Consider the following 21,614-nt stretch of genomic DNA (forward strand, 5'->3'; position numbering starts at 1 on the left):
CTCATCTCCCCCTTACTTATGAATACGAACTGTCACATTCATGCCAGGAACAATATTTACTGATTTGCTATGATCTAAAGAAATTTTAACTGGTACTACTTGTGTTACTTTCGTATAGTTCGCTGTTGCGTTGCTTGATGGCAACATAGAGAATGTATTCGCTGTTGTTAAGCCAACTTGTTCTACTTTTCCTGTTAACGTTGTATCTGGGTATGCATCTACATACACATCTACATCTTGACCTTTTTGAACATCATCAACATCTGTTTCTTCAATGTTTGCTGTTACCCATAAATTGTTCATATCAAATGCATAAGCAATCGGGCTACCTGCTCCAACGAAAGCATTTGTTGTTGCGTTTGATTGTACAACTGTTGCATTTTGTGGAATTGTTACATCTACTGTTTGTTCTCCATTAGCTGCCGCTACAGTAACAGTACCTAATTTATCGTTCTCATTATAATTTTTTCCTACTTCAGCTTTCCAGTCAGTTAGTTTACCTGCTACTGGTGAAGCAACCGGAATTACCTTTCCATCAATCTTTGCATTGTCTGTTTTTAAGTAATTTTCCGTTTGATTGTAATAGTAATAACCGCCAATACCGCCGCCAACTAGTACAATTAATGTGATAATGTTGATAATTACCATTCTTCGAAACTGATTCATTGCATTCCTCTCCTTATATCGCATATAATTTTTTTCTAAACTATTTATGCCCTTATTGTTTAGATTGTTTAATTGTTAATTATATTAACCTTTTAACAAAAAAATCACACCATCTGCAGCGTAAATCGAAATTTATCTACCTGCGAGCGGTGCTGATTTCTGAAGGACTATCGTTTATAATTATAAATAATTATTTTGAATCTACAACCGACAATTTACGTATGAAATGTCGTTTAAACAACAATATAATACCAATATGTTGTTTAAGTACAGAAAATTAAACGAGGGGAAATAAAAATGTCTATTAAAAATACAAATGATCCACGTGTAAAACGGACGAGACAACTCATACAGGATGCTTTTGTCGCTTTAGTAGGCGAAAAAGGTTTTGAAAATGTTACTGTTCAACATATTGCAGAACGCGCTCCTGTAAACCGCGCTACATTTTATAGCCATTACCACGATAAATATGACTTACTAGACAAAAGCATTGAAGAAATGTTAGAAAAGCTAACTGAAGTAATTAAACCGAGAAATAGAAATAAAGAAGATTTCCAACTAACATTTGATTCGCCACATCCAAGTTTTTTGGCCTTGTTCGAACATATTGCAGAAAACACTAACTTCTATAACGTCATGCTTGGTGATAAAGCTGCCGGAAACTATACGTATAAGATGATGAAAGCAATTCAAACGCATTTAACATTAAGCCTCTCTATTTCACAACCTAACGATGAAAAACTAATGGTTCCACGCGATATTCTCATTAGTTATGTTACTGGTGCCCATCTAGGGATGATTATGTCATGGCTTAAAAGAGGAATGATATATACCCCGCATTTTATGGCGATGCAATTAACTCGTTTAATTATTTTAGGCGCTCATACTGCAGCGGGATTAGAACGGCCTTTTTAAAACATAAAAAAGCGAAGGAGAATCTCCTTCGCTTTTTCTATTAATTAAATGTAATGTTATGTACAGCCTCTTTATCAAGACGTTTAATAACTTCTACAATTAACTTCACTGCATTTTCATAATCATCACGATGTAACATTGCCGCATGAGAATGGATATAGCGCGTTGCAATTGTAATTGCCATAGAAGGAATACCATTTACAGCAATGTGAATCGCACCCGCATCCGTTCCTCCGCCCGCTACTGAATCATATTGATAAGGGATTTGTAATTCATCAGCAACATCAACTACGAAATCACGTAAACCTGTATGTCCAATAACAGAAGCATCATATAAAATGATTTGTGGTCCATCGCCCATTTTACTTTGTGCTTCTTTTGACGTTACACCCGGTGTATCTCCAGCGATACCAACATCTACTGCGAACGCGATATCTGGTTTAATATAATTCGCAGATGTTTTTGCACCACGAAGACCAACTTCTTCTTGTACAGTTCCAACGCCGTATACAACGTTTGGATGCTTTTCATCTTTTAGTTGTTTTAATACGTCAATTGCAATTGCACAACCGATTCGGTTATCCCACGCTTTTGCAAGTAACATTTTTTCATTCTTCATCACTTGGAATTCAAAGTACGGTACAACTTGATCTCCTGGTCGTACGCCCCACTCCATCGCTTCTTCTTGGCTAGAAGCACCGATATCGATGAACATGTCTTTAATTTCAACTGGCTTTTTACGAGCTTCTGGAGGTAAAATGTGCGGTGGTTTTGAACCAATTACACCTGTTACATCTCCTTTACGCGTTACAATCGTCACGCGCTGTGCAAGCATAACTTGTGACCACCAGCCACCAACCGTTTGGAAGCGAAGGAAACCTTTGTCATCGATTTGTGTAATCATAAATCCAACTTCATCTAAATGACCTGCAACCATAATTTTCGGACCGTTTTCTTCCCCTACTTTTTTCGCAACTAAACTCCCTAAATTATCAGTAGAAAGTTCGTCCGCAAACGGCTCGATATATTTCTTCATTACTTCACGTGGTTCACGTTCGTTACCAGCAATACCACGTGCATCCGTTAATTCTTTTAGCATTGTCAATGTCGCGTCTAATTTTGTCATTGCCAACACCCTCCTTTTTCTTCAGTCAATTCATTATACAATAATTAAATTGAAATATTCAAAAATTAAATTAGTATCCTTGTGTTTGACGCTGATGATTTACCTCATTTTTATCTAAATATGCTTTTTCAATCTCTTCTTGCTCAAATTCAAGTGCTTGTCCAAGTCGAAGATAGCTCGTAAATAATTCAATATAGTTTGTAATAGATGGTTGATCTGTAAAACGAATTACTTTCGCATATGTGTCTAAGAAAATTTCCACTTGTGTTTTATTCGTTTGTGCACATTTATAGAATAAGAAGTTTTTATCAATACCTAAATCAATTCCGATTGATAAAATAAAATGCAAACCATCTACGTATTCTTCTAATATTACTTCACGTTCCGAAGCTGGTTTGTTGCTCCAATATTTAAAACAACGTGTTTCATTTGCAAGTTCACCAATTTCTACAAGAAGAGCTAACATTTTTTCTTTTAACAATTTTTTCGGTTGTAAGTCATGTTCTTTTGCAATACGGTCATCTAATTCTTTTTGTAATTTAAATAGTTGTAGTAAGTCCATTCTATTGTCCTCCTCCAACATCGCATTTTACGCAACAATGTTGTTTCATCTCAAAGTTCATTATTATGTTTCAGTTCTTATGAATAAGTCAGCTATCTACCTCTTTATAAAATAGCTTGTCCTTAATTTGCAAATACGTTTCAGTCATCACTCTTAAATTGTTCATCTGATGAAAGTTCCATATCATCTTTCCATTATAGCAGTGTCGTTTCGGCTAGGAAAGATACTCTTCTTTCCAAACGTGCATAATTAAAAAAAGCCAGGAGGATTCTCCTGACTTCATATGTATATTCTTCTATATCACTATAGTTTTTATGTTGATTTTGTCATATCGATAACAACACATCCGTTAATCTTTAGAACTTCAAACTTCTCTCTGAACACAAACAAAAAAACCTTAGAAGAAAATTCTTCTAAGGTTTCAACTAATTAATTAGTTAATGTTGTTTTTTGCAACTGTTGCTAATTCAGCGAAAGCTTTTTCGTCATGAACAGCTAAGTCAGCAAGCATCTTGCGGTTAACTTCGATGCCAGCATTTTTAAGACCGTGCATTAAGCGGCTGTAAGAAAGACCATTCATACGAGCTGCTGCGTTGATACGTGTAATCCATAATTTACGGAAGTCACGTTTCTTTTGACGGCGGTCACGGAATGCATACATTAGAGATTTCATAACCTGTTGGTTAGCAACCTTGAATAATGTATTTTTTGAACCGTAGTAACCTTTTGCTAATTTAATTACTTTTTTACGACGTTGACGAGTAACTGTACCACCTTTTACTCTTGGCATAATATTACCTCCTAATTGTTCTATATATCAGCCGAACTTATTTTAAGTTGTCAAGCATTTGACGAATGCGTTTGAAGTCACCAGCGCTTACTACACCAGCTTTACGTAGTTTACGTTTAGCTTTTGTAGATTTGTTAGCGAATAAATGGCTTGTGTAAGCGTGAGAACGTTTCAGTTTACCTGATCCAGTCTTTTTGAAACGCTTTGCAGCGCCGCGATGAGTTTTTTGTTTAGGCATAGGTATTTCCTCCTCTATCTATTACTTATCGTTTTTCGGTGCTAAAACTAAGAACATACTGCGTCCTTCCATTTTAGGCTTAGATTCAACTGTACTAACTTCAGCACAAGCTTCTGAGAAGCGATCTAAAACACGTTGACCGATTTCTTTATGAGTAATGGCACGTCCTTTAAAGCGAATTGACGCTTTAACCTTGTCGCCTTTCTCTAAAAACTTGATAGCATTACGAAGTTTTGTGTTAAAGTCGTGTTCATCAATTGTTGGACTTAAACGAACTTCTTTCATGCTAATTACTTTTTGATTTTTGCGCTGCTCTTTTTCTTTCTTCTGTTGCTCAAAGCGGAATTTACCGTAGTCCATAATGCGGCATACTGGCGGTTTCGCATTTGGAGCAACTAATACTAAATCAAGATTAAGATTTGCAGCTAAGTCTAAAGCGTCATTACGAGACTTGATTCCAAGTTGATCGCCATTTGCGCCAACTAAACGTACTTCACGTGCACGAATTTGCTCGTTAATCATCATATCCTTGCTAATAGTAAGCCACCTCCAAGGTTTTCTCAGAACATATTTTGTAGTCATAGAACCCGACAAAAAAAGTGCGGGCATACGACACCCACACTTGTAAAATCTTAAGTAAGAAATACATTTACCTGCTAACTGCGAATGCGTCCATCAGGTGAGAAGCGGGTGCTTCTACTTGTTCCACAAAACAATATTCTATTATCCTTGATGAGTTTATCATAGGACATGACGTCTGTCAAGAAGACGCGATGTGTTTTACTAACAACAAGAAATATTGTAACAAACAACTAACATACTTGCAATACTTTTTTATGATAAGTGTTACATGGTTATTTTTTCTAGTTTTTCTCTTTTATATTACAAAGAAAAGCCGCGGTATACCGCGGCTTTTTCTTATCGTTTTCCTTCTACTTTAATCATATCAACAAAAGCATCTAATGCGATTGTTTCTGATTTTTGTTCACCATATTTACGTACGTTTACGCCGTTTTCAGTTACTTCATTATCACCTACTACAAGCATGTACGGAATTTTTTGCATTTGTGCTTCACGGATTTTGTAACCGATCTTCTCTTCACGAGTGTCTAATTCAACACGGATACCAGCACGACGCAATTCGTCTTGTACTTTCTTCGCATAGTCTAAATGTACTTGCGGAGAAACTGGAATTACTTGTACTTGAACTGGAGCTAACCAAGTTGGGAATGCACCTTTGTATTCTTCAATTAAGAAGGCTACGAAGCGTTCCATAGTTGATACAACACCACGGTGAATTACAACTGGACGATGTTGCTTACCGTCTTCGCCAACATAAGTTAATTCAAAGCGTTCTGGAAGTAAGAAGTCTAATTGTACAGTTGAAAGTGTTTCGTCTTTTCCAAGAGCAGTACGAACTTGAACATCAAGTTTTGGACCGTAGAATGCTGCTTCACCTTCAGCTTCATAGTAATCAAGACCCATTTCATCCATAGCTTCTTTTAACATACCTTGTGCTTTTTCCCACATCTCATCATCCGCATAATACTTTTTAGTATCTGCTGGATCACGATAAGATAGACGGAATGAGTAGTTCTCTAAACCGAAATCTTTGTACACTTCTAGAGTTAAGTTTACAACACGTTTTAACTCTTCTTTAATTTGATCTGGACGAACGAAAATGTGCGCATCGTTTAAAGTCATTCCGCGTACACGTTGTAACCCAGATAACGCACCTGACATTTCATAACGGTGCATTGTTCCAAGTTCCGCAATACGGATTGGTAATTCACGGTAGCTGTGAATATCATTTTTATAAACCATCATATGGTGAGGACAGTTCATTGGACGAAGAACTAATTCTTCATTATCCATTTCCATTGATGGGAACATGCCATCACGGTAGTGATTCCAGTGACCAGAAGTTTCATATAACTCTCTACTTCCTAATACTGGAGTGTATACGTGATCATAGCCTAAGCTTGCTTCTTTATCAACGATGTAACGCTCGATAATACGACGAATTGTTGCACCCTTTGGTAACCAAAGTGGTAAACCTTGTCCTACTTTTTGGCTATTAGTAAATAGTTTTAATTCTTTACCTAATTTACGGTGATCGCGCTCTTTCGCTTCTTCAAGCATACGTAAGTGCTCATCTAATTCTGCTTTCTTAACGAATGCAGTACCGTAAATACGTTGTAACATTTTATTATTGCTATCGCCGCGCCAGTAAGCACCTGCAACGCTTAATAATTTAAACACTTTAATTTTCCCTGTAGATGGAAGGTGAACACCACGGCAAAGGTCGAAGAATTCGCCTTGCTCATAGATTGAAATAACTGCATCCTCTGGAAGATCGTTAATTAAATCTAATTTTAACTCATCACCAATTTCTTCAAAGCGACGAAGTGCTTCTGCACGTGGTACTTCATGACGAACGATTTCTAAGTTTTCGTTCACGATTTTTTGCATTTCTTTTTCAATTTTCTTGAAGTCTTCAACTGTAATTGCTTCTTCCATATCGATATCGTAATAGAAGCCATTTTCAATTACTGGACCAATGCCAAGCTCAAGCTTAACATCTTTATATAAACGTTTTAACGCTTGTGCTAAAAGGTGGGCTGTTGAATGGCGTAAAATATATAAGCCATCTTCAGAATCTAATGTAATAATAGAAACTGCACCATCTTCTTCGATTGGTGTAACAAGATCGATCATCTCATCGTTTAATTTTCCAGCTACAGCTTTTTTCTTTAAGCCTGGGCTAATAGAAGCTGCGATTTCTTCAGTTGTTACGCCTTTTGGAAACTCCTTCACAGCTCCATCAGGGAAAGTAATTTTAACTACATCTGCCATCACTGGTCACTCCTCTTTTTCTCAAAATAAAAAACACTCATCCCGTAAAAAGGGACGAGTGTTGAATTCGTGGTTCCACCCTTGTTCCAATTAACATAATTGTTAATTGCTCAAGTTCAACATAACGGTGTTGTCCGTTAGCAATTACTAGAAAAACCGTTCACTGCTAAAGTTTAGAGGTGGTAAGTAATAATCCCGTACTAGGAAGCTCACACCCTAAGGCTTCCCTCTCTGAAAATCGTAGAAAACTACTCATGTCCTCATCATGACATTTCGATATATTTCATTTATGTAGGTAATTATATGCTCAAAAACTTAGAAAATCAAGGGCGTTACCTTTATTTTTTAAATTTTTCACATTGCGCTCAAAATCATGTAATCCATGTAATTGGACCCGTTCTTGAAACACATTTCGCAAAGTAATAATCATATTATGGTCTTGTTCTTTCGTATATAAATAAATCTTTTTGGGCGAAATAGAAAGAAGCGGCGCAATTACTTTCGTATCAATATATACATCATTTTGCTTTAATAATTCCTCATCTATATATTGGACCAACTTCTCCTGTTTTAAACGTCTACCTTTATCATCATAAAAGATAAAGCTTTCATCAAAAATAAGATGCACACAGGACAAGCGTGATTTACGGCTACTTACTTGTTGCCGAAGCGTCTCAATGAACATTTGGTATTCTTGCTCCATCTTATATTCATCAATTGCCACTTCCGCAAGTTTAGCCACCATTTCCCTATATGTACGAAGACGAAAACGGATATATGATGAAAACGAGAATGAGAGCGGATCACAAAGCCAATTATTTAAAGAAGACTTAATATATGACTCAAATGCGTTACGCGTTAAATCCTGAGCTACCCCTTTTCTTCTTCCCTTTAAAATCTCATGTGCCATGTGCAATATTTGATGACACTCTTCTTGTTCTTCATAAAAAAACTTTTCTTTTAAGATCGTATAAATCCACTCATTTTGTTTCACATTCACAATAAAATACACCATTACCGGCAATAAGATCTTTTCAATATAATTTGATTCACGTACTGGTATGTGAATCACCACTTTTTGTTCCTGTAAATACACACTCGTTTCCTTATATAATACTTCCGCTCTTTTCAGCAATTGTCTATATACGTGCATAGCATCATTTTTTTCTTCGAAGCAAATTTCAATCACTTTTGTCCCCCCTTTTATCCCTGCTCTAAAGGACTGTATCTATACGTTACAAATCCTATAAGAGTCCGTCCCGTGGAAGTTCACTCTTAGTAGAATTACATTTCCTATCGTTAGAAAATCCACTCAATATGGCTTGCTAATTTTATATATATTAAGGGAGGGAGAAAAAAATGATACAAGCTACTATGAATTTTTTTATTGTATACTTTACTTATTACTAAAGGGAGGTATCTGAATGTTTGAATATAAATTCGTAAAAGTCGAATTTCATTGGGGGCTCACTCGCTCAAAACTAGCTGAAGACTACCAAGAAATTATTCAAGAACATGCTAGAGATGACTGGAGGTTCGTACAGATTGTTGCCCCTACGATTGGCAGTTCTGGACAACCTGAATATTTCGATCTCATATTTGAAAAGAAAATATCACTATAATACAAAAGAGCAAGCTTCTCAGCTTGCTCTTTTACTTATGACGACGGTTTTTCCCACCAATTGGAATTGGTTTCGCTAAATATTTAATTCGTTCCATAATACGTGCTGCCTTCATTTCTTCAGCCTCACCACGTTGTGTATACGTTAAATGATGTTCCAATTGTTTAAAATCAAAATTAGACGTAAAGAACGTCGGTAAGTTTTCTAGCATACGGAATTGCAAGATTGCACCAAGCACATCGTCACGCACAAAGCTCGACATCGCTTCTGCCCCGATATCATCTAACATTAAAACTTGTACGCGTTTAACAGCATCAATCTTTTCGCCAATCGAATTATCTTGAATCGAACTTTTAATTTCACGTAAAAATTCCGGGAAGTATACGAGCATCGAACTTATTTTCTTTCGAGCAAGCTCGTTCGCAATTGCTCCTAAAAGGTACGTTTTTCCTACACCAAATTTACCGTACAAATATAAACCTTGTGCTTTTTTACCTGGTTCATATGTACTTAAAAATTCATTCGCTGCGCCAATTGCATCGATACGTGCATTTAAATCAGAAGGGTCTAAGTTTTCCATAGTTGCCTGTAAAATATCCGTTGGCATATATACACTTTGAACGAGTTTTTCATATTTCTTTCTCTCGTCATATGCTACTTTTCTAACGCAGCGATCGTATTGAATATCAATCATTTTCCCTTGAATAACAAGCTTTGGCTCATACCCTTGCAGCATATTTTTACATGCACCTAAATCCGGGCAATCTACGCAACCTACACTTTGTCCAATATATTCATATAACTTCACAAGACTGCGCTCAATCATAGAAGTCGTTACTTCACCTTTATGTTCGTCTATAAATTCTTTCACACGCGGATGCGCCATTACTTCTGCCTTTAATACTTCATATCTATTTTTAAAGTTTTCATTTTCCATTAATTTTGTAAATGAATTTTGAATATGCTCCATTTTCTCACCTCAAAGAGCGTTCATTCTCTTCTATTAATCACGCTTATATTTTTTTAGCACTTCTTCTAATCGTTTTCGTTCATCTTCTAGCGTACTTGCATCTTTTTCTACACTTACATCTTTCTTCGCCGTTTCTTTCTCTTGTTCTTTCGGCTCTTCTTCCTTAAGCCAATCTGGCACCATTTCTTTTCGTACCGTCTTCTTCGCCGTACGGCCTTTTTTCTTCGTCTCAGCCCACTCTTGATATTGACGGTTCTCTTCTTTCGCTAACGCCATCGCGTCCGCTACTGTACCGACCTTTTTACGTGCCCAATGCCCAGCAATCTTCTCGACATACGTTTTCGCAAGTTTCATATCTGAGCGTAGCATAACGTAATAAATAAGTACATTCACAACTCCTGGTGTCAATTTTTGATTAATCATGACATCTTCAACGATTTGCAAGTCCGCTTTCGTTGCCTCTGCACCACCAGAAATCTCTTTCAATAGTTGTTTTGGCGAGATTTCCTCTAGCTGCTTTATTAACATCTCCTCTTGTGATGAAGGCTCTTTCTCTTTCATCGTACGTGCAGCATGAGGCTGTACTCTTTCACTTAGTACCGGTAATGCTTGACCATTTTCAAATTGATACCAATCGCGCGCTCCTTTTCTAAGCCTTTCCATATCAATTGTTTGCATCTCCGTCACCGCACCAAGAACGATATTTTGCATCGATAACACATCTACACCATACACATAAGCAAGTGTTATAACGCAGTCTCTTACTTGATCTGTAATCGCCTTTTTAGGAACAAGAGCGGACAATCCATCTACAAATAAAGAGAAATCAAAGAAATCATTCCAAACTTTCGGAGCGTCTCCCTTCTCGTTACTTGGCATAGTTGTCGTTTTTGGAATACGAAGGTCTTCTTGCGCATGCTCAAGCTGTCCTGGATTAAACGAACCAAACACATCATTGAAAGAGCGCGTAACATTTTCATAAGAAGCAAAATCAAATTCTTCTTCTAAGAAATATTGCTTTACTTGATTATATTTTGTCCGACTCAATCGATTGTATAAAAAGATACTTAAAACAATATCATCAAAAAACTGCTTCGGAGATAAAGGTGGTTGCAACTCATATATGAACATTCGAATATCTTTTTCTTTCTTAATATATACCTTCAAAAGCCCAATTGCCTCTAACTTTACTCGTTCCTCATATATTTCAGGAAGTTGCATTTGCATAGTCACCATAAGGGAATGATGTGTATTCTCTTTTCCAAATACACGATCTTGCTCTAGCTCCCCCCATAGTGTCATGTATAAGCTAAAAGCTCTACTACCTATTAACGGCTGATACAACATCGTTAATACTTTTCGGTCGTAATTATGCAGTAGCCCTTTCGCACTTACTTTATAACGATCAATCGGCAATAGCTCCATCCATGACTGTTTTTCCATTCTTGCTTTTCCTTTCTCTCATCCAATCTATCCTCTACTTCATTCCTTCTATCTTCATTATATAAATTCTTAGTGAAAAAGAGCTATTAGCTTTCGCTTCTAGCTCTCTTATCCTATTACTTACGGTATGTAAAGAGAATAAAATACAACTTCTACTCTCTTTCTTTTTGCAGTATATCTTTTAATTCTTCAATAAATACATTTAAATCTTTAAATTGACGATATACAGAAGCAAAACGTACATAAGCAACATCATCAATATCGCGAAGTTCTTCCATAACAATTTCACCAATCATATCACTTTTCACTTCTGATATACCTAAATTACGCAGTTCACGTTCCACGCTTTGTGTTACTTCTTCTAATTGTCTTAAAGATACTGGTCTTTTTTCACACGCTTTAATTAAACCGCGTAAAATCTTTTCTTTATTAAACTCTTCTCGTGTGCCTTCTTTTTTAACAACGATAAGAGGTGACTCTTCTACCCTTTCAAAGGTCGTAAAGCGACTTAAACAACTTTCACACTCTCTTCTTCTTCGAATAGAGCGCCCCTCGTCTACCGGACGCGAATCTAACACTCTTGTACCATTATGAGAACAGGATGGACAACGCAATTCATTCACTCCTTTACACTATACTCTTTATTTTTCTCTACTCAATTCACCTAAAATATATATACAATATTATATAACTCATTCTAACTCTCTTACCACTTTAAGTTTCAGCGCATCACTTTATCATCTCATACTTAAAAATAAGATGGTATATAGGGCACTACCTCATTTGCAAGAGTCCAATGTATTCAACTAACGAGTACGTTATATTTTTCCTTTTTTATAAACTAAAAAAGAGGTGCATTATACACCTCTTTACATTTTAAATCAATTATGTTCTTTTTTAAAGAGCTTTTGTTTCTCTCTGCTTAATTTCGAAGCTACCAGTGCCTCGAGGAAGCTCGATGCTCTCACGCGTTTTCGCGTTTAAACCTTCTGCAATATATTCTGCAGCAACATTTGGATCAATACGATCCCCACAAGTATAAACATCAATACTTGCGTAACCGTGCTCCGGAAAGCTATGAATTGTTAAATGTGATTCTGAGATAATTACTACTCCACTTACACCTTGTGGTGCAAATTTATGGAAAGCAACCTCACGCACTTCAGCACCAGCTCTTAGTGCTGCATCCACAAATAATTGTTCAATATACGGCATGTCATTAAGCTTGTCGAAATCGCAATCCCAAAGTTCAGCGATCACGTGACGACCCATCGTATCCATAGTATCCATTCTACAGTTCCCCCTTGTAAATTTATTCTAACTGTTCGAATTGAAAACTAATTTGCAATTTGGCTTGCTCCACTACCACGGGGGAAAGTTAGTCCAGAGAGGTCCTAACCCTTTAAGTAGTGACTACGTACCTCAGCTCTTAAGTTTACGAGTGTTAGTATACTTTGTTTATTTTCATTTTGCAACAACAGTTTTTTCGATTTTCTGTCATATTTTCCTCTTTACTTTTCCCTAAAAAAAATAAACGATTCACAAATGCAGTAATCACAACGTTTCGTGGTATGTCCACTTTTTAAAATATACTTATATAATTTTTTTCCTTTTCAGAAAAAAATAAAAAAAGAGGGCAAATATTGCCTTGCCCTCTCCTCCCTTATTCACTTAAATGTGTTGCACATTTTCTTGTTTCGCTAACTCTTCAACAACTAACGTTACAAGATCTACAACACGACGAGAGTAGCCCCACTCGTTATCATACCAAGCAAGTACTTTCACTTTACGATCACCCATTACCATTGTAGATAAACCATCGATAATAGCTGAATGTGTATTTGTATTAAAGTCGATAGATACTAAAGGCTCTTCGCTGAATTCTACAATACCTTTTAACGCACCGTTTGCAACAGTTTTGAATGCATCATTAATAGCTTCAACTGTCACATCGCGTTTTACATCTACTACTAAGTCAACAAGAGACACGTTTGGTGTTGGTACACGAAGTGCCATACCATGAAGTTTTCCGTTTAAGTGCGGAAGAACTTTTGCTAGCGCTTTCGCAGCACCTGTCGTTGTCGGAATGATTGATTGTCCGCAAGCACGTGCTCTTCTTAAATCTTTATGTGGGTTATCAATATTTTTTTGGTCATTTGTATAAGCGTGAACTGTCGTCATTAAACCGTTTTCAATTCCAAACTGCTCATCTAACACCTTCACAACAGGCGCTAAACAGTTTGTTGTACAAGATGCATTTGAAATAACAGTATGTTTTGTAATATCTAATTGGTCTTCGTTCACACCAACTACAATTGTTACATCTTCATTTTTACCAGGCGCTGTTAAAATAACTTTTTTCGCTCCAGCTTCAACGTGAAGAATTGCTTTTTCTTTTGAATTAAATTTACCAGTTGCTTCAATTACAACTTCAACACCTAAATCTGTCCAAGGCAATTCCTTTGGATCGCGGTTGTTTAAAAGGCGAATCATTTTTCCATCAACTAATAAGTGATCTTCAAATGCTTCTACTGTTCCGTCAAACTTGCCATGAACTGTATCATATTTAATTAAGTGTGCTAACGTTTCAGATGGATAGCTTGCATTGATTGCTACAATTTCGAATGCGCTTTCTTTTATTGCTTGACGAAATACCATTCTCCCAATACGTCCAAATCCATTAATTGCCACACGAGTCATAATATGTTATCCCCCTTGAATGCGTTATACTATTTATCTCCAATCCCAATAATAGTATAACACAAAAAGGAGATATGTCACTAAGCATTTTCATTAATTTCACAATTTTTTAGTCAATAATGTTCCACTTCTTTAAAATTACCTGCAATTGTGTTTTCGTTCCCATAATTGTGCCATCATTATTTATCACTTCATCTGCATTTTTCACTTTTTCTTCTAACGGCATTTGAGATTGAATACGAGCTGTTGCTTCTTCTTCTGAAAAGTTATTTCGTTTCATTAAACGCTCTAATTGCGTATGCGGCTTAACTGCTACAACTAAAACGCGGTCAACGAGACTTGTTAATTTGCTTTCAAATAAGAGAGGAATATCTAACACAACCGCTTGCATATCTTCTTTTATGTACATTTCCTTTTGCCTATTCATTTCCTCACGCACTGCAGGATGAACAATTTTATTTAACTGCAATCGTTTTTCTTCATTATAGAAAACGACACTTCCCAGTTTTGGACGATCTAGTTCTCCATCTTCTTGTAACACTTCCGTTCCAAATACTTCTACTATTTTGTTATATGCTGGTTTTCCTTGTTCTACAACTTCTCTTGCAATAACATCTGCATCAATAACTGGTATGCTCAGTTCACGAAACATTTGAGATACCGTACTTTTTCCGCTTGCAATGCCTCCCGTTAATCCAATTACTACTGTCATAATAATCCTCCTCATAATAAAAGGCGCGAAACCAATGTTCCACGCCCATACTTACATTTTCCAAATTCCAATTATAATGAGTAATACCCCAGGCAGGAATGTAAATTTTTGTAACCACTTCATATTCGATAAAACCGTTCCAAGTTTCATTCCAATAAATAAAAACAAAGAACTCATAATTGCAACTAATATCGCCATCATAGCGGGTGCATACCCTAATAAAGATGCACCAATTCCGGCACCAAATGAGTCTACAGAAAGAGCGATACCAAGAAGCAATGCCTCTCCTGCAGAAATGGTGCCTGATTTATCAAAATCTGCTACAGTCGGTTTCCGTAAAATTTGAATCACTAGCCCTAGCGAGGCAATCTCTAATTTCCAGACCTTCTCCTCTTGCTTTGGTTCTTCTTTTTTCTCACTTCGAAAAAATTGATACAATACCCAAATCCCTATTCCAATAAGAACAAGCCCACCGATACGCGTTGCGATAACAGGTGAAAATACTTTCGCGATCATATGTCCAATTCCCATTGAAACAAGCATAACAGCCGCTGAACACATTCCGATAATTATAATTGATCTTAGTGGAATTCTTACGCTTCTTAAACCATATGTTAGCCCTACACTACAGCTATCTAAGCTTAATGTAAAAGCTAATAAAATAAGAGATAAATAAAGGTACATCGGTAAGCTCCTCCCTTATACATAGCTCTGCTGTATGTATATGACAAATGCCTATCCGATGTTATCTCTTTTCTATATTCTTGGCTGACAAATTGGGCAGTAATGCGTTCCTCGCCCGCCAACAACTGTTTTTTCTAATATCGTACCGCAAGTTACACACGGTTCTCCTTTTTTTCCGTATACATTTAGGAGTTCTTGGAACGAACCAATTTGCCCTTGTGAGTTGATATACGTTCGAATTGTACTTCCACCACGCTTCACTGCTTCGCCTAGCGTTGTAACGGTAGCCTCATAAATTCGCTCAATTTCTTCTATTGTCAAAGACGAAGCTTCTCGTTCCGGATGAATTTGAGAACGGAATAAAACTTCATCTACATATATATTTCCAAGCCCTACTAAAAGACGCTGGTCCAATAGCACAACTTTTATTTTACGATTTGTCTTTTGCAATCTTTCTTGTAAATACTGTGGTGTCAATTCAGCATCAAACGGCTCCGGACCTAAGTCAGCAAGAGGCATTTGGTTCATCTCTTCACCTTTCTTAAAGAGATGCATCGTACCAAACTTTCTCACATCTTTATAATGTAATTCAGTTCCATCTGTAAATAAGAAACGGACGTGCGTATGTTTATCAATCGGCTCATCCTCTTGATGTAGTAAAAACTTACCTTCCATACGCAAATGTGAAACAATAACATAATTTGTTACATATAGAAGCAAAAACTTTCCTCTTCGCTTTATATTTTCAATCTTCTCGCCTTTTAGCATTTCTTTAAAGATTTCTGCATCATCCGGTCGTTTCACTATTTTTGGATAAGTAACAATAACATCTTCAATCGTTTTTCCTGTTACAAGATTTTCAAGTGTCCGTCTGACGTTTTCAACCTCTGGTAATTCAGGCATTTCATCACTTCCTTATTTTGCGTCGTACCAAGTTGGACCGTAAGAATAATCAACTTTCAGCGGAACTGCGAGTTCAATCGCATGCTCCATTACTTCAGGTACAAGCTGCTCTAATTTTTCAATTTCTTCTTTTGGTGCTTCAAATATTAATTCATCGTGTACTTGCAGAAGAAGACGCGCTTGTAATCCTTCTTCTTCTAAACGATCTGCCATAATAATCATCGCTTTTTTAATAATATCTGCTGCAGTACCTTGAATTGGTGTATTCATCGCTGTACGCTCAGCAAAGCTACGTAAATTGAAATTACGACTCGTAATTTCTGGAATATAACGACGACGATTTAATAATGTAGCCACATATCCTTTTTGTTTCGCATCTTTTACGATGTCCTCCATGTATTCTTGTACACCAGGGAAACTTTCTAAATACTTTTCAATAAATTCCGCTGCTGCTTTTCTTGTAATTCCTAAGTTTTGTGAAAGACCATAATCACTAATACCATACACAATTCCGAAGTTAACAGCTTTCGCTTGCCGTCTCATATTTGAAGTTACTTCATCTTTTTCAACGCCAAATACATCCATAGCTGTTTTCGTATGAATATCCATGTCATGCTGGAATGCTTCAACTAGCCCTTTATCATTTGCAATATGAGCTAATACACGAAGTTCGATTTGTGAATAATCAGCCGCATACATAATCCAACCTTCTTCTGATGGAACAAATGCCTGACGAATCTTTCTTCCTTCTTCTAATCGAATCGGGATATTTTGCAAGTTCGGATCCGTTGAACTTAATCGACCTGTTTGCGTTAACACTTGATTAAAGCGAGTATGAATTTTAGATGAATCTTCATGTACAACTTTCAGTAAACCTTCAATATAAGTTGAATTTAGCTTCCCTAATTGACGATAATGTAAAATGTTTGGAATAATTTCATGGCGATCCATAAGCTTGTCTAATACATCAGCTGACGTAGAATAACCTGTTTTCGTCTTTTTAATAACCGGTAAGTTTAAGTTCTCAAACAGAATTACACCAAGCTGCTTCGGTGAATTAATATTAAATTCTGTTCCCGCAAGCTTATAAATTTCCTGTTCCATTTCCTTTAATCTACCTGCGAGTTCTTCTCCCATATTACGAAGACGCTCCGTATCAACTTTTACACCTTTTACTTCCATATCAGCTAATACACGCGCAAGTGGCAATTCTAACTCTGTAAACAGTTCATATTGCTCATTCTTCTTTAACTCTTCAACGAATGTTTGCTTTACATCATATAATACATGCACTTTACGAGCCACATGCTCCGCTACTACTTCTAACTCTGGAACAGCACGCTTCGCACCTTTTCCGTAAACTTCTTCATCTGATTTCACAGCATGCGTTTCTTTCATTTTCGCTACAGTACGGAAATCTTTATCTGTATCAGCCGGGTCAAGTAAATAAGCAGCGATTAATAGATCAAAGTCAATCCCTTGCATATCTATCCCATTCCATTTCAGTGCAACGATTGCTCGCTTCGCATCAAATGTATGCTTTCTCATTTCTCCATTTGCAAGCCATGCTTTAAATGCATCCGATGCAAGAGCAATATCCTTCTGAATAAAGTAGCAACCATTTTCATTTTGAATACCAAAGCCTTGAATGTCCGCCTTATGATAATTATCTTCTTGCACTTCAACAATAAGTGCACTATTTTGCTGAAGCATTTCTTCTGTAACTTCTTCCACAATATCAAATGTAATATCATCTAATTCAGCTGGAGCTGTTTCTTCTGGCGTAACGCCTAATTTATTTAAAAGAGATGTAAATCCTAAACTCTCAAACATTGGAATCACATCACTTGCTTCATATCCTTTATACGCCATATCATCCACATGAACTGTAATCGGTGCATCTGTAATAATAGTCGCAAGATCTTTACTCATAAGAGCTTGTTCTTTATTTTCTTCTAGTTTTTCTTTTAATTTCTTCCCGCTTACTTGATCTAGATTTTCATACACTTCTTCAACCGTTCCAAACTGTGTTAACAATTTAATCGCCGTTTTTTCACCAACTCCTGGTACACCCGGAATATTATCTGATTGGTCTCCCATTAAACCTTTCATATCGATAATTTGCTTTGGTGATAAGCTATATTTTTCAAATAAAGCTTCTTTCGTATATTCATCTACTTCCGTAATCCCTTTTCGCGGAATACATACAAGCGTGTTATCAGAAACAAGTTGAAGTAAATCTTTATCTCCTGAAATAACTTTTACACTTGCTCCTTGTTCACTCGCTTCTTTTGCTAGCGTTCCCATAATATCATCCGCTTCATAATTTTCTAATTCATAACGCGGTACGTTGAATGCATCCAGCATCTCACGAATAAACGGGAACTGCTCTGATAATTCAGGTGGAGTCTTTTGACGTCCTCCTTTATACTCACTATACGTTTTATGACGGAAGGTTGTTTTGCCTGCATCAAACGCCACTAACATATGAGTTGGCTTTTCTTCCTCTAATATTCTCATTAACATCATTGTAAAACCGTAAATTGCGTTCGTATGTATACCTTTGTCGTTATTTAAAAGCGGTAGTGCAAAGAAAGCACGATACGCGATATTATTACCATCTACTAATACGACCTTTTTTTCCAAAATTGAAACCTCCCCATACAAATTTGAAATGATTTTTTTCACAGAAAAAAACCGTTCCTTTCCTCTCTCTATATTAACATGACTAATAGAGAGAAGAAAAATAACGGTTATTTTCTTTCATATATAAAACAGACTTATATTGGCATAAAGGGAAGTGACGAGAACAGCTTAACTATTCTCGTCCAAAATTACTCCTTGGATGAAGGGGTTTTCATGTATTATATTAACAGAGCTTTATTAATATTTAATTAAGCCATTGTTAATATATTGTAAACATCCTTCATCCTATTTTTCAGTTGCTGATTTTGGTAAAACAACTGTAAATGTTGTCCCTTCCCCAACTTCACTATCCACTGTAATTGTACCGTGATGCGCCTCTACTAAATGCTTTACAATTGATAATCCGAGGCCTGTACCACCAGTATTTCTACTTCTCGCTTTATCCACTCGGTAAAAGCGTTCAAAAATACGCGGAATTTCCTCTTTACTAATACCAATTCCAGTATCCGATACTTTTATATAAGCATTATACTTATCTTCCGCTAACTCTACTGAAACAACGCCTCCAGCCGGTGTATATACGATCGCGTTATTTATTAAATTAATAAAGATTTGTTTCAAACGACTTGGATCTCCAATAACAGAAGCACGTTTTAATACATTCACTTGTAAAGAGATTTCTTTTTCTCCTGCTTTATTATCAAGCACCATATGAATATCTTCAAGCAGCCCCTTCATGTCAACGGTTCCCATATTTAATTTAAATCCTTGTTGTTCGATCTTTGACAAATCTAATAAATCTTCAATTAATCCTTGCATGCGCTCACTTTCTTTTAAAATAATGTGCAAGAAATGTTCGCAGAATTTTTTATTATCCATCGCTCCGTCTAAGAGTGTTTCTGAAAAACCTTTAATAGAAGTAATCGGTGTCTTTAATTCATGAGAAACATTCGCTAAAAAGTCTTTTCTCATTTGTTCTAATTTCTTTAACTCTGTTATGTCATGGAATACGAGAACAATCCCTTTCCATTCATGGTTTGTCCCGATAATCGGCGCTCCATATACTTCGAAATGCTTCCGCTCAATTCCAAGTGGCAATAACATTTGTTTACGCACTTTCACTTCTGTCATAAAGATTTCTTCTACAAGCTCAATAATTTCTGTATGATGAAACGATTCATAATATAAGCGATCTAAATATTCTTCATCTGTTACGTGGAAAGTTTCCTTATAAGAGCGGTTTACAAGGTTTATATACCCGCGGCTATCAATTAAAATCATTCCGCTTCCCATATTTTCAATTAACGTATGCAGACGATCTTGCTGCATTTCTTGTTCAAGTGTCATCTCTTGTAAGTTACGAGCTAAAATATTAATCGCTTTACTCAGCATTCCTGTTTCATCCGAATGACTTTCGTATGCACGTGCTTTATAATTACCCTTTGCCAATTCAATTGCAACTTTTGTAACCGATTCAATCGGCCTAATATATTGCCCTGTAATTTTCATACCTAAAAATACAACTACGAGACAAGCAATAACAAATCCGATAATTAATAATCCCCACGTTTTTTGATGTACGTCTTTTAAAGGATCGATTGTACTTTTCACCAAAACGTATCCTTGTTTTCCTTCTACATCTTGAACGAACACCGCATGATAAAATTCATTCTTTCGATCTGTCTCTTTCGTAATCACTTTACTTCGTTGTTTTGCCAATTCCGAAGTAAGTTCTTTAATCGTCTCTGGACTAAATGCCAATTCTTGTCCTTTTCTATATTGAACTTTCTTTTTTTCATCCACAAATACGATAGAAGCTGGTATTTTTTCTTCTAACTTTTCAAATACGTATGGATTTTTTAAGACATTATCAAAACCTTGCTCTTCTGCTAACGCCGCAACATACTCCGTCTCTTTTACCATTCTCTCTTTAGCATGATCTATATAGTAGTTTTCAAACACAGTTTCTAGCAATAAACCTAGTCCAACTAAAATAAATACAATAAGAGAAACAAATGTAAAAAGAAGCCTGGAACGAAATTTATTCATTCCCTTTTGGCTCCTCTAATTTATATCCTAAACCACGTATCGTTTTAATGTACGTCGGTTTTTTCGTATTTTGTTCAATTTTATCGCGCAAATGGCTAATATGAACATCAACAATTCGTGTATCACCAGCAAAATCGTAATTCCATACAGCACTTAATAATTGATCACGCGTCAACACGCGACTTTTATTTTTCGCAAGATACACAAGTAGTTCAAATTCTTTTGGTGTTAATTCAAGCTTTCTTCCTTGGAAATAAGCCTCATAAAACTCCGGTAAAATTTTAAGTTCTGCAATTGTGATGCTATCTTCATCTGGCGCTTCTGCAACTTGTTCTTCTTGTTGTAATTTCGTGCGGCGCAAAATCGCCTTCACACGAGCAACAACTTCCCTTGGACTAAATGGCTTCGTCATATAATCATCTGCCCCAAGTTCAAGGCCTAGCACCTTATCAAACTCATCATCTTTTGCCGTTAACATTAAAATCGGCGTCATAACGCGCTGCAATCGTAATTCTTTACACACTTCCATACCATCCATTTTCGGAAGCATTAAATCTAATATAATTAAATCTGGGCGTTCTGTTGTCGCTTTTTGAAGCGCCATTTCTCCATCCATCGCTGTTATAACTTCAAACCCAGCTTGTTGTAAATTAAATTCGATTAAAGTTAAGATAAATTCCTCATCATCAACTACTAAAATACGATTGTTCATTCTTTTCCTCCAAGTTATAG

At 36.4% G+C, this 21,614-nt stretch carries 21 protein-coding genes and 2 other annotated features; of the genes, 2 read left to right on the forward strand and 19 right to left on the reverse strand.

The window, feature by feature from the left end; genetic code table 11:
* Positions 1-12: 12 nt before the first annotated feature.
* On the reverse strand, positions 13-666 hold the full coding sequence (locus ACO6VI_RS01025; protein WP_001071419.1) for an HlyD family secretion protein: 654 nt from the start codon (positions 664-666) through the stop codon (positions 13-15).
* A 297-nt stretch (positions 667-963) separates the two neighbouring features.
* On the opposite strand from ACO6VI_RS01025, the gene ACO6VI_RS01030 reads away from it, so the two are divergent.
* Entirely contained in the window at positions 964-1,581 is a 618-nt protein-coding gene (locus tag ACO6VI_RS01030; protein WP_000023672.1) for a TetR/AcrR family transcriptional regulator, read from the forward strand.
* Positions 1,582-1,621: 40 nt separating this feature from the next.
* On the opposite strand, the gene ACO6VI_RS01035 is transcribed toward ACO6VI_RS01030, so the two are convergent.
* From ACO6VI_RS01035 to ytxC, 7 genes are all read right to left on the reverse strand, one after another.
* Entirely contained in the window at positions 1,622-2,707 is a 1,086-nt protein-coding gene (locus tag ACO6VI_RS01035) for a M42 family metallopeptidase (RefSeq protein WP_000163555.1), read from the reverse strand.
* A gap of 70 nt (positions 2,708-2,777) precedes the next feature.
* Positions 2,778-3,269, reverse strand: coding sequence for a dUTP diphosphatase (locus ACO6VI_RS01040; RefSeq protein WP_000365050.1), 492 nt, complete (start codon positions 3,267-3,269; stop codon positions 2,778-2,780).
* A 433-nt stretch (positions 3,270-3,702) separates the two neighbouring features.
* The gene (gene rplT, locus ACO6VI_RS01045; protein WP_001138362.1) at positions 3,703-4,059 is read right to left on the reverse strand and encodes a 50S ribosomal protein L20; all 357 of its coding nucleotides are present in this window, start codon (positions 4,057-4,059) and stop codon (positions 3,703-3,705) included.
* A 37-nt stretch (positions 4,060-4,096) separates the two neighbouring features.
* Positions 4,097-4,297 carry a 50S ribosomal protein L35 gene (gene rpmI / locus ACO6VI_RS01050; protein ID WP_001125945.1) on the reverse strand — a complete coding sequence of 67 codons (201 nt, stop codon included), beginning with the start codon at positions 4,295-4,297 and terminating at the stop codon, positions 4,097-4,099.
* Positions 4,298-4,318: 21 nt separating this feature from the next.
* On the reverse strand, positions 4,319-4,822 hold the full coding sequence (infC, locus tag ACO6VI_RS01055; RefSeq protein WP_000973215.1) for a translation initiation factor IF-3: 504 nt from the start codon (positions 4,820-4,822) through the stop codon (positions 4,319-4,321).
* Between the two features lie 62 nt (positions 4,823-4,884).
* Positions 4,885-5,005, reverse strand: a sequence feature (ribosomal protein L20 leader region).
* A gap of 210 nt (positions 5,006-5,215) precedes the next feature.
* Positions 5,216-7,153, reverse strand: a complete 1,938-nt coding sequence (gene thrS / locus ACO6VI_RS01060; RefSeq protein WP_000786077.1) for a threonine--tRNA ligase — start codon at positions 7,151-7,153, stop codon at positions 5,216-5,218.
* Between the two features lie 47 nt (positions 7,154-7,200).
* Positions 7,201-7,429 (reverse strand) — a binding site (T-box leader).
* A 31-nt stretch (positions 7,430-7,460) separates the two neighbouring features.
* A complete protein-coding gene (ytxC, locus tag ACO6VI_RS01065; protein WP_000569629.1) occupies positions 7,461-8,342 on the reverse strand; it encodes a putative sporulation protein YtxC in 882 nt (293 codons plus the stop codon).
* A gap of 235 nt (positions 8,343-8,577) precedes the next feature.
* Between ytxC and ACO6VI_RS01070 the strand changes: the two genes are divergently transcribed.
* Entirely contained in the window at positions 8,578-8,775 is a 198-nt protein-coding gene (locus tag ACO6VI_RS01070; protein ID WP_000464454.1) for a DUF4177 domain-containing protein, read from the forward strand.
* A gap of 31 nt (positions 8,776-8,806) precedes the next feature.
* Here the strand turns inward: ACO6VI_RS01070 and dnaI are convergent, their stop codons facing one another.
* The 11 genes from dnaI to phoP all read right to left on the reverse strand — a co-directional run bounded on the left by dnaI (position 8,807) and on the right by phoP (position 21,594).
* Positions 8,807-9,745, reverse strand: a complete 939-nt coding sequence (gene dnaI / locus ACO6VI_RS01075) for a primosomal protein DnaI (protein ID WP_000400120.1) — start codon at positions 9,743-9,745, stop codon at positions 8,807-8,809.
* A gap of 33 nt (positions 9,746-9,778) precedes the next feature.
* Complete coding sequence (locus tag ACO6VI_RS01080; RefSeq protein WP_000415025.1) at positions 9,779-11,188, reverse strand: replication initiation and membrane attachment family protein; 1,410 nt, start codon at positions 11,186-11,188, stop codon at positions 9,779-9,781.
* A gap of 152 nt (positions 11,189-11,340) precedes the next feature.
* Positions 11,341-11,802: a transcriptional regulator NrdR gene (gene nrdR, locus ACO6VI_RS01085; protein ID WP_001203687.1), complete on the reverse strand. Its 462-nt coding sequence runs from the start codon at positions 11,800-11,802 to the stop codon at positions 11,341-11,343.
* Between the two features lie 283 nt (positions 11,803-12,085).
* On the reverse strand, positions 12,086-12,469 hold the full coding sequence (speD, locus tag ACO6VI_RS01090) for an adenosylmethionine decarboxylase (protein WP_002003660.1): 384 nt from the start codon (positions 12,467-12,469) through the stop codon (positions 12,086-12,088).
* Between the two features lie 390 nt (positions 12,470-12,859).
* Positions 12,860-13,888, reverse strand: coding sequence for a glyceraldehyde-3-phosphate dehydrogenase (locus ACO6VI_RS01095; protein ID WP_000198974.1), 1,029 nt, complete (start codon positions 13,886-13,888; stop codon positions 12,860-12,862).
* A gap of 109 nt (positions 13,889-13,997) precedes the next feature.
* On the reverse strand, positions 13,998-14,600 hold the full coding sequence (gene coaE / locus ACO6VI_RS01100; protein WP_000219328.1) for a dephospho-CoA kinase: 603 nt from the start codon (positions 14,598-14,600) through the stop codon (positions 13,998-14,000).
* A gap of 51 nt (positions 14,601-14,651) precedes the next feature.
* On the reverse strand, positions 14,652-15,284 hold the full coding sequence (gene ytaF, locus ACO6VI_RS01105; protein ID WP_000281743.1) for a sporulation membrane protein YtaF: 633 nt from the start codon (positions 15,282-15,284) through the stop codon (positions 14,652-14,654).
* Between the two features lie 72 nt (positions 15,285-15,356).
* Positions 15,357-16,187 (reverse strand): DNA-formamidopyrimidine glycosylase, encoded by an 831-nt coding sequence (gene mutM / locus ACO6VI_RS01110; protein ID WP_001114474.1) that lies wholly within the window; start codon positions 16,185-16,187, stop codon positions 15,357-15,359.
* A gap of 12 nt (positions 16,188-16,199) precedes the next feature.
* Positions 16,200-18,833 carry a DNA polymerase I gene (gene polA / locus ACO6VI_RS01115; protein WP_065485383.1) on the reverse strand — a complete coding sequence of 878 codons (2,634 nt, stop codon included), beginning with the start codon at positions 18,831-18,833 and terminating at the stop codon, positions 16,200-16,202.
* Positions 18,834-19,118: 285 nt separating this feature from the next.
* Complete coding sequence (phoR, locus tag ACO6VI_RS01120) at positions 19,119-20,882, reverse strand: sensory box histidine kinase PhoR (protein WP_001032099.1); 1,764 nt, start codon at positions 20,880-20,882, stop codon at positions 19,119-19,121.
* Positions 20,875-21,594: a two-component system response regulator PhoP gene (phoP, locus tag ACO6VI_RS01125; protein ID WP_001065220.1), complete on the reverse strand. Its 720-nt coding sequence runs from the start codon at positions 21,592-21,594 to the stop codon at positions 20,875-20,877. The genes phoR and phoP overlap by 8 nt, the downstream gene beginning before the upstream one ends.
* Positions 21,595-21,614: the final 20 nt, after the last annotated feature.

This window comes from Bacillus sp. PSXD-155 (assembly GCF_049310765.1).
Lineage (GTDB): Bacteria > Bacillota > Bacilli > Bacillales > Bacillaceae_G > Bacillus_A > Bacillus_A cereus.